A 9,920-nucleotide genomic window follows, 5' to 3' on the forward strand; every position below is an offset into this window, starting at 1 on the left:
ATAGGCGGTTGGGAGAATTTCCCGAAAGCCGACATTGAAACATTCAACGCTCTGCTGGTAACTGCGGATTACGCACTTGCGTACACGTCCTACTCGGTCGAGGTTCGAATTTCATCAGGCGGTTCATGCGGGATATCGATGAGAACTACACCTACTCCATAGCCCTCTAATTCCCGCTTTGGGCGGCTTCCGTCACTCAATGTTCAGAGCTTTGGCAAAGCCAATGGAGCAGGGAACGGGATTAGTAGGTTTTAATTCGCGTTTGCGAAGGATTCAGTCAGGCACAAACAATCGCCGAGAACGGCGATTGCTCGTGAAGGGTGCGGACCTATCGAACGTGACAGTTCCGTCACTGGTTTCATCTTCATCGTATCCGATGATATCAATCTACCGCCATGCCAGCAAAATATGGGCCACTTCGATAATATGCCCTGACATGCAAGCGTGTGTTGTATGAAAGCGGAGCGGCCGACCGCTGGCGACAGCAGCATCGCGTTCGGACTGGAGGCCTATCGCAGTCGAACGCAGCGCCATAATCCTTCCAACGCCACGCCGCGCTATATCCGTTTTCGCATTCATCACGTAACCCAGCATCATCGCTAACGGCAGGCCACTGGAATACTGGCCGGTCACGAACCGCATCAGGCCTTCATCGACATATTCGCTGACCAGTCCGCGCACGCCTGTCTTGTACGGGACATTCAGCCGCTTGCATTCGCAGGCCAGATAGACGTCCTCGTCATCCCCAACGGTTAAGACGAAGTCGATATTGCTCGGCGCCGACACATTGCCACCTGCATCTTCCGCGAGCAACGTATACTGATAGATGATCCGCCCCGGCACCCGCTTCGTTCGGATCAGTGCTTGCACGAGGTGCTCAGTGATGTGATCCTCGTGCGTCATCGCATTCTTTTTCGATTGAAGCGGCGCTATACAGATGGGCCAGGCGGCTTCGACCGCATCGGCCATGCGCTCTTCAAGACCTCGAAAATGGGGGAGCCACTCATCCAGACTACCGGCCAGCATAATCACCACCGGTCCGGCCGTGACGAGCAATGGCGGCTGTGAACTCAGCCGCAATCTGCTCCGCATCCGCCAATGCTGTCGATCTCATCCAATGCCGGAGTTGCATTGGCTTGACCAGATACATGTCGCTTCCGATCACGAAGCGAAGGTCCGGCACCACCTGCACGTTTCCAGGCAACCGCACCGGCAGATGTGCCTGAATTAACTGAAGGAATTGCCCCACATCGGGGAAGGCTTCCTCCGTGTATCCATCGCTAGTGGCGTGGATCGTCAGTTTTAGGATCGCGACGTCACCAGACTTCGCGGCGAGCGATGCCTGGATAGGTTGCCGGAAACAGGGCGCGAGGGCGTCGCACAGCGTGGAGGCATAATCGGCACGGTGTTCGTGTTTGCTGTTAGCCCAGATCTTTTGCAACCCGGCGCTGCGCCGTGGTTGCATCGCCGGAATGACATAACGGAATGTGTCATCGACCAAAGCGGTCTCATGCGCGTCCAGACCGTAGTAATCGAAGACCAACTGATCGATTTCATTGAGGGGGTCTGACTGCACCGAAAGCAATTCGTCAGCCTTCGCAATTTCCCGATCAATGAGTTGGACAATTTTCTCCTCTGCGATCACCGCTCTCGCGGGATCGGGCATATTTTCCGGCGTATCGAATGGTAGCTTGAGCAATTCGCCCTGATGAACCTTGGCACGGTCGGCGCCGAGATTTGCCGTATCGTGGAAATAGACCCAGGCCGCCAGACTGCTGTTGAGAACGGCCGTCAGGACTTTCGCTGATCGCTTTTCCGCCTTGGGGAAAGCGATTGCCTGGATGGAATCCTGGAATACCAGGTTCTGCTCAGAATACGCCGCACGGACGCGCCCTATTGAGCGTTCGACACCTTGTGGGATCAGAATGTGTGGGCCAACGAATCCCTCGGCAAACCCAGCGCGATGTACAGTTGCTGTAGACCAAGAACTGCTCCCGATCGTCGGAAGAGCTACCGGCCTAAAAGCACGGGCGTTCAAATATGGAAAGCGGGTAACGATTTCCGCCGTGGTGGTGTCGTACACGGGATCGTTCAGCCGATCTTCCTGAGCAGGCTTGAAGCCTTGCCCGATGATCCAGTCAGTCTTTCGATCGACCGTGGCTTTAGCCTTCCGGACCTCCTTATATTCCTTGATGAAGGTGTTCAGTGAAGGAATTGTCCGCAAATATTGAAGCAGTGTTTCCTCCGGGCCGCGTGTCCAAAGCCGACGCTTGAATAGTGTCGTGTCCTCGCCCATCAGATCCGATCGGAAACGAAGACGATCCGCACGCGACAAGGTCATCATGCGCTTGAGGCGCAGATTGAGATCGGCTTTCGGCACCCAATATTCGAAGCGATAGGGGCGCTGGTCGCTAGCCGCTGGCGCGTAGAGAACGAACGCGGTCGGTCGCTGCGCACCGTCGAACAACTGGAAGCAAAGGTCCGACAGATTGACGATCCGGCGCACGCGCGCATCACGAAGAAGCCGCCGCCGCGCATCCTGAGCCTCTTGCGAGGTGTTGTGCAGGACGCCCATCGCGGGCAGAAGAAACGCGACGAGGCCGTCCGACTTGACGACCCTCAAAGCCTTCCAGATGAAGCCCCAGGCTATATCCTTGGCAGGATTGGGATATCCATTGGACTTTGCCCAAGTTTGAGCGGTCGTGACTTGACCACTCCGCCCCTTCCAAGGCGGATTGCCAACGACCGCATCGAATTTCGGTAAATCCGCAATCGCGAAGAAATCAGACGCTGGGAGCAGCGTATCGCCGTAGAGCGATGGCAGGAGTTTCCCGGCTTTGAGGAGAGCCGGCAGGTCGGGCGGATTCGATTGTTCCAGTAGCGCGATATAAAGTGAAAATGCAGCCACACGCACGGCGGAGGAATTGATGTCCCCACCATGCAGCCGCCGCGCGATGGACTTCAACTCATTCCAAGCGGCATGAGGCTTTTTCTTGATCCGGCAATGATGGGCAACGAGGCGCTGGAACAGCCGAACGAGAAAAATTCCTGACCCACATGCTGGATCGCAGAACACGCCCTTCGCTCGCTGCTCGTCGGACAGATCGTCCCAAAGCTGGTTGACGACGACATCCGCTAGGAACATCGGTGTATAGAATGCCCCGTCGGCGCTCTTCTTCTCGGCTTCCTCTTTCAGGAAGCGATCATAGACCGCGCTGATGAGACCGATCGACATGTAGCGGAAGTCGTAGCCCCACAGGCGCAGCTGGCCAGATGCCATTTCCTCCCGCCCGTGCCGGAAGCGCGCAAGAGTCCGAAGATGCTGTACCGCCAGCTTCGGCGGCGTCGCGTCGCCTGTCTCGAAAGCGCAGGGCGCATTGAACAGGTTGCCGTTAAAGGCGTCCTTCAGCCATATGAAGAGCGTTTCGAAATGGATCGGGGAATCCGACTCCAGTATCTCCGCAAGACTGGAGCATGTCTTGTCGGAGGCATCCCGAAACACCGACTCCTTAATGATCTTGCGATCTTCGAGATAGGCGATGAACATCGTTTGCATCAGCAACGCTTGCGCGGCCTCACCACCGAGATCGCCGCGCATGTCGCGAAAGGCTTCCAGCAGGTTCGAGAGCAGCACGCTGTCGACGCGATCGTCGGGATCAAAGAATGAGTCGTTTTCGAACCAGAACCGCCCCGACTCCGTGGAATCGATCAATTCCCGTAGCTTCAACGCATCGGACAGCCGTGAGAGTGTCGTGATCAGCCGAGGATCGTTTTGCTGTCCTTCCTGACGCTGGAACGGCCGCTGGACGAGAGAATAGGCGACCAACTCATCCTCTTTGAGGACGAGCAGCAGGCTCATCAGGCCTTGGTTCCAGAGAACCCGATGCAGTTCGTCGATCTGGGCAAGCGAGACATCCGGTTCGTTCAGAAACCCGATCGTCGGAACGCCCTCGATGCAGAAGACAGCCGCCAGTCCGAGATCGGACAAGGCGAAACGGATCGCATCCGCATGCGGTCCCGGCTCCACATCGGAGGGGGAAGTGTAAAATTCCGGCGCCGTCCGACGATCGAGAGCGAGAGCCTCTCGCCAATGCGAGGCAAAGCTATCTGCCATGCTTCATCTCCTCGCAGTTCATGGGACAGGCATCCGTATCGCGGAACATATTAAGAATATTGAGGCGGTACAGGCTGAACGGCGGATCATTTGTCCAACTCCAACAGCCCTTGCGGGTCGCCGGCAAATTTGCCGGACTTCGCTGCGCCACGTGGCTTTTTCTTGCCGGGTGCCAAGCGCTCAAAAATAGGACTGTAATCGATATCGCAGCGTGTCATCTCGGCGAGAAGGCTGGCGATAACAGCAAGATGTATCGGTATCTCTCCCTTCTTCTTGTTGTTCGAAACCGAGTTCGGCTGCATACCTATAAGATCCGCAAAGCGCCGGACGGTCAGCCCTGCCTTATTCAGTTCAGCGATGAAGTCGTCGTATGTCACAGCGCCACTCACACACGATTTAATGAGTATAGCACATAAAATCGTGTGTCTTCAAGTTGTTCTGCAGATAAGGGAGGCCGTGGCGGCGTTGCCTGCTGTCACGCATTGGCAAATCCCATTTCCGGCATCGGTACGATCAGCCTGACCAGCGTAATAGCAGGCATGAATATGAGTGCAAAGAATGGCTGCTTTCAGTTATCGCTTGCCGATAACCGACTATCCGCTCCCCCCCCTAGCTGCCTGTCTGTTCGATGACCGCGAAGCAGACAGGCGGGTCAGTCCTCTCAAAAGTGGCTTTCTGATAATTGCCGTAAGATGATTATTCATTAAAATTTTGCTTTGGAGGAGACGGTTATTAAACGATTTTAGAATTGATTTTTCTCAAAAAATATGTCATGTAAAGGAGGTATTGAGAGTTTATTTTTGTTTTTTGATGCCGTTATTATCTCAGTCCGCGTGAACAAGATCACGCAAGCCTTCGGATAAGACGCTCCTGCGGGAACGTTTGGGCAATTTATCTGAAAGGTGCCAGTATGCCTGATAACCACTCAACAAGGGATAAACCTAACCCCACACTGACCGAAGTTCTTCGTCGTCGCACGGCTCTTATGCGGGCAGCGAGGGAAAAACGCTACGAAAATGAAAGCCTGCGGTCAGCCGAAGGTGTCCCGGATGGCGGGTATGTTCGTCTGCTGGAGAAGGGATATAGCTTTCCTGCGGTCAGTGCGGATCGTCATGGGGGAGCAGATCCCTATGAACAAGCCCGTAAGCTGGCTTTTCCGGTCAGGATACACCAGCCAACCACAGTGCAGTCTGATCTATTAGCTCTTCAATCGCGTTTTCCCCACGCGTTGGCGGCAATCGATGCTTTGGTAATGGCTGATCTGACACGCATGTCGCTAGGGGTCTCTGGCGCGTTCCGTCCCGTAATGCTGGTCGGGCCTCCGGGATGTGGCAAATCAACGCTGGCGCGTGTCTGGCATAAAATGCTGGGTTATCCCTGCATGACCATGAATGTCGCGGCTCTGTCCGATGTAATGGCGTTCACGGGTACGCATCCGACCTATTCGAACCCGAAGCCCTCGGTCATTGTGGATTATATGGCCAGACATGAGATTGCCAATCCCTGCATCATTCTCGATGAGATCGACAAATCACCAGAAGGGGGACGAAATGGTAGCATCAAGAATGTACTGCTCCAGTTTCTTGAGCCCGGTGAAGCCAGAACTTTTCGTGATATCTGTCTGAATGCCGAGGTCGATCTGTCCCGTGTGCGTTGGGTCATGACTGCCAATGTGCTGGAGAGGGTACCGCTTCCTCTTCGCTCCAGGTGTCAGATTGTGCATGTGCCGTCGCCAGACAGAAAACATGCTATTGGATTGTCTCGTCAGATGGCGGAAGCAATTCTGACAGAGATGGGGCTGGATCGCAGGTGGATCACTTTTGATGGTGTCGAGGAAGTCTTGTTGCAGGAGCACTTTCGGGGTGACCTGCGCCATCTGCGGATGATGGTTGATCTTTTCATCAGGGAAAGACTGACCTCTCTGACCATGTGCTGAGACAGGCTTGTTCGCACGTGAGGCTGTGAAAAACTGGCTGCGCGTTAATGTTCGATAACCGGTTGGGACGAAGGAGCAGGCATATTTCTCGTCACTCCTTTTAGAATGACAAGTTTTGAACGAAGGCGGGAGATTTCCTGCCTTGCCTGTTCTTTTTCAGGTCGGTGGGCCTTGTCCCATTGCTGGATGCGCTCCTGTCTGGCTCGCACAAGCCTGTCAAAGCGGTATGAGAGCCAGACCTCAAGTTTTTCCTGATCAGCCATGGCGGTAAATTCGGCATCATGCCGTTTGTGGAAATCTTCAAGGGCTGGTCTGTCGTTCTCCGTCAGAACAGGCCGGACGGGTTCTGGCGGTGTAGAGCGCAGTCCGACAACATGCAGCAATGCCTGTACGACAAAACGCAGGACTTCTAGAAATTCGAGCAAAAGCCGCTGGCAGATTTTTTCCAGTTTTCCGGCGTGTCCGGTCATACGTTGCCAGCGGCTTTCTGTGGTCTGTTTCCATTCTTTTCGGGCGGTGACATAGCACTCAAAACTGGTGCGCAACTGTATCTGATAGGGTGTGAGGCTTTCCCGCCATTTTGCAATGGTTGTTTCCCGGTCCAGAGGTGCCCAGCCCGTTTCCGGGGCTTTCTGGTCAAGAATGGCCTGCTGGTCCAGAATAGCCCGCCTGATCCGACGGCGGATACGGGCTTCTTCAGCGCTGAGAATCAGCGGATACAATGGTTTCGGCGGGGTGTGTGGCATGACTGCTGGCCTGTCCACCTCCTCCATCTGCCTGCGCCTGAGTGCGTCAATCGCTTTATTCCTGCGTGGTAGGGAAATGCGTTTCGGCTCTCTTTTTCTGGCAGGTGGGGAGGTAGGGGCTGATAATATCTCGGTCTGGCCATTTTCCGATGTCACGCGCACAGGAACACGGGTACTTCTGATATCTAGTTGCGGCTTTTCGTGTTCTGCTGAGTGTTCTTTTGCCAGCAGCTTTCGGAATTCCGCCATGCGCACTTTTGTCAGCCGGGTAAAGCTACCAATCAGCGTTCCATCGGTGGTTTCAATGATATGAGCGCCGGAGCGTGTTTCTTTTCGATCACCTACCCGCATAGTCAGGCCATGTTCCGCCAGCGCCGCCCGGAATGATTTTAACCCGTCCGACTGTGACCAGAGGGCGCTGACCAGTTGTTTCATCGCCGGGAGGTCAAGCCCCTGTCGTTCCGTAATCCGTCGGGCCTGTGATGTGTAGGCGGCGCGAGGTTTGGCGCTCTCAGGTGCAGGGATCAGGACTGCGACCTGTTCCGCTGCCTGATGATGGCCTTCTCTGCGCAGGGCTTTGGCAATAGCCCTGTCATGCCTTCCGGGTACGAGAGCATGACCAAGCCGGATTTCCTCCAGCCGTGCGACTTTCTCCAGACGCATCCATGTGAACCGGCTTTGCAGAACATGGTTTCCCTGCCATTCGGGCAGGATCAGGTGCCCGTGTGTGCTGCCTTCTTTCTGGTGGACGACAAGGGTAAGGTGTTCCGGGTCGGCATGGAGTTCTTCACACAGGCGACGGGCAAAGTCCGAAAGCTGATCATCCGTCATGGCCTCGTCAGGATTGAAGGCGATATGGCGCAGACCGTATGTCAGCCCCTCACGTCTGGCTTCGCGCATAGCATCACGCATGAGCCAGTCCGAACCCGCCAGAACCCGGATGGCTTCATTCTTCGCACCATACAGCACATGGCGGGACAAAGCACCCGCGCCACTCGTTGTTCTGATCCGGCTTTCTTTGACGATCATGGGGATGACCACAAACAGTCAGTGCAGGGTCAGTGCTGGCCTGTCGCACCTGCGAGCGGCAGACCTGTCAGGACGGTTTCTCCGTGAGCGGGGGAGAAGGTGGTCAAGGTTCTGGATCAGCTTTTCAACCTCGTCCAGCACCGCCCCGCAATGCACGGCATCGGTACAGTTGGCAGAATGGGCAAGCTGATTAAGGTTGTTTCCAACACGGGAAAGCTGATGACGTATCCCGCGCAGTTCATCGGGAACGCGTGGCCCATCATGCCCGGCCAGTTCTGCACTGGTCAGGAGGGAGCGTATCCAGTGGGCGGTTGTGGTATGACCATGAGTGCTGGCCATATGGTTCCAGCGCACCAGTTCATCGGGTGACGCTCTGACAGAAAGACGGGAAGTGCGGGCAACGGGCATAACTGGTTCTCCTGAAAGAGGGGGTTAACGGGGGAGATTTCTCCCCCTTACCAGCTGTCAGACGCTACCCTTTGGGTAGCCGTCTGACACTGCTGGCTCCCTGTAAGGGTAACCTATTCAGATGCCTGATTTCCGAACTTTTCTTTTTATGCAAAAGATACTGTCACCATAAGGCTTTCAGAAAGGCATGATGCACTCGGGCGGATAGGTCAGGGCTTCAATGACCTGCTTCAAATTGGCGACTTCAATCCCGCTCGTGTAGTTCATCGTTCCCTGTGATTTATGAGACGCTTCATGCCCTAAAACAGTATCGATCCACAGTTCGCGAATATGCGCCTCTTGGTTTCTGAGTTTCGTACTGACTGTATGACGGAAGGAATGGAATGTTACCGCGTCTGGAAGGCCAAGTCGTTTTTTGTGCTTTGAGAAAGAACGCGCAAAATTATCCCCGCGTTCACCCGTCGATGAAACCGTGAGGTCAGGGAACAGGGAGTGCTCCCCGGTATCTCTGAGCAGGTCGAGCCCTTCCATGGCGAGTAGATGCGAGTGAATGGGAATGATCCGTGTGCCTGCTGACGTTTTGGGTGACCAGTTATCTTCTGGGTGAGGACGAACATGAAAGCACGGAACCTCTTCGATAATTTCTATATCCTGTTTTCTCAGATTGCAGATTTCGCCCAGACGCATTCCCGTAAACATGCCAACGTTGATGATCCCGGTCCATGTGGTGTGGGAAACCGATGTGCCATTCCATGGTGTATGGGCAAGCAGTGTCAGTTCATCATCTGTCCAGCCTCGCCGTACGATTTTCTTGGTGATGTTAAAATCCCAACCGGCCCATGGATTCCGGTCAGCCATCTCTCGTTGCACAAGATGCATCCACAAGGCGGACAGACGGGAGAAATGGTTTTTCACCGTCTTCCCGCTGACTATTTCCTGCCCTCGCTCGCGGGCCTGCGCGACGGCTTCACGAATGGGAAGGCCGGTTCTTCCTTTGCCATGAGTGGCAGGAAGATCAGAGAGCAGGTCGAAAAATTCCCCAGCAACCGTGCCCGTGATCTGCTTCACCGGCATGTCACCAAAAGCTTCGATGAAGAGGGCTACGGTTTTGCGTGTGGCTTTCTTGGTGTCCTCGCTCTTGTCCTTGTCAGCAAAGACAAATTTTTCTGCCATTACGGAAAGAGGCGGAGAGGTCGGCTTGCGCGCTTTGGGCTGTTCATCCTCAACCGGGCTTCCGATAGGAGCATCTGCCGGAGCAGCAGGGCGATGTTTGCCAAGATCAACAATCAGGGTGGAGAGGTTTTTGATCTGCTCACGCAGCATGTCCTTTTCTTTTTTGCTCACAGCGCTGTCTGTGAAGACTTTCTGCATCATGCTCTGAAGCCGGGCTTCCAGTGCCTTGAGAGAGTCTGTGGCGAAAGAGATGAAAGCACCTTCCTTCTGTACCTGATTCATTAAAGTCATGGCGTGATCGGCTTGCAGGGCGCGTTTCTCGGCCCGGAAGGCATCATCGGCAAGGGTAAGGAGTTCTTCCTGTTCCGCGATGATTTTGCCCTGTTCGGTAAGGAGAGTAATCATTTCCTCACGGGACAGGTCGGTCTCCATCGTCTTTGCCTTCTCAAAAAGTAAGCCTGTTCGGGCGTAAAGGGCTGCTGCCCGTTCACGGGCCACCAGCTTACTCTGAGTC

At 54.8% G+C, this 9,920-nt stretch carries 7 protein-coding genes; 1 reads left to right on the plus strand and 6 read right to left on the minus strand.

Annotated elements, in window-relative coordinates; translation table 11 throughout:
• Nucleotides 1-387: 387 nt before the first annotated feature.
• The 3 genes from ABF979_RS14570 to ABF979_RS14580 form a co-directional block, all read right to left on the minus strand.
• On the minus strand, nucleotides 388-1,092 hold the full coding sequence (locus ABF979_RS14570; protein ID WP_415560529.1) for a hypothetical protein: 705 nt from the start codon (nucleotides 1,090-1,092) through the stop codon (nucleotides 388-390).
• Nucleotides 1,013-4,114, minus strand: coding sequence for a class I SAM-dependent DNA methyltransferase (locus tag ABF979_RS14575; RefSeq protein ID WP_077811927.1), 3,102 nt, complete (start codon nucleotides 4,112-4,114; stop codon nucleotides 1,013-1,015). The genes ABF979_RS14570 and ABF979_RS14575 overlap by 80 nt, the downstream gene beginning before the upstream one ends.
• 86 nt (nucleotides 4,115-4,200) lie before the next feature.
• Nucleotides 4,201-4,491, minus strand: coding sequence for an XRE family transcriptional regulator (locus tag ABF979_RS14580; RefSeq protein WP_187668845.1), 291 nt, complete (start codon nucleotides 4,489-4,491; stop codon nucleotides 4,201-4,203).
• Between the two features lie 533 nt (nucleotides 4,492-5,024).
• On the opposite strand from ABF979_RS14580, the gene ABF979_RS14585 reads away from it, so the two are divergent.
• Nucleotides 5,025-6,050, plus strand: coding sequence for an AAA family ATPase (locus ABF979_RS14585; protein ID WP_077811929.1), 1,026 nt, complete (start codon nucleotides 5,025-5,027; stop codon nucleotides 6,048-6,050).
• A gap of 44 nt (nucleotides 6,051-6,094) precedes the next feature.
• On the opposite strand, the gene ABF979_RS14590 is transcribed toward ABF979_RS14585, so the two are convergent.
• The 3 genes from ABF979_RS14590 to ABF979_RS14600 form a co-directional block, all read right to left on the minus strand.
• Nucleotides 6,095-7,825, minus strand: coding sequence for a relaxase/mobilization nuclease domain-containing protein (locus ABF979_RS14590; RefSeq protein WP_236748242.1), 1,731 nt, complete (start codon nucleotides 7,823-7,825; stop codon nucleotides 6,095-6,097).
• Between the two features lie 18 nt (nucleotides 7,826-7,843).
• Entirely contained in the window at nucleotides 7,844-8,233 is a 390-nt protein-coding gene (locus ABF979_RS14595; protein ID WP_077811930.1) for a MobC family plasmid mobilization relaxosome protein, read from the minus strand.
• Between the two features lie 177 nt (nucleotides 8,234-8,410).
• Nucleotides 8,411-9,920, minus strand: a 1,510-nt coding sequence (locus tag ABF979_RS14600; RefSeq protein ID WP_415560528.1) for a tyrosine-type recombinase/integrase, incomplete at its 5' end; no start/stop codon positions are given.

Source organism: Gluconobacter sp., from assembly GCF_047723935.1.
GTDB lineage: Bacteria > Pseudomonadota > Alphaproteobacteria > Acetobacterales > Acetobacteraceae > Gluconobacter.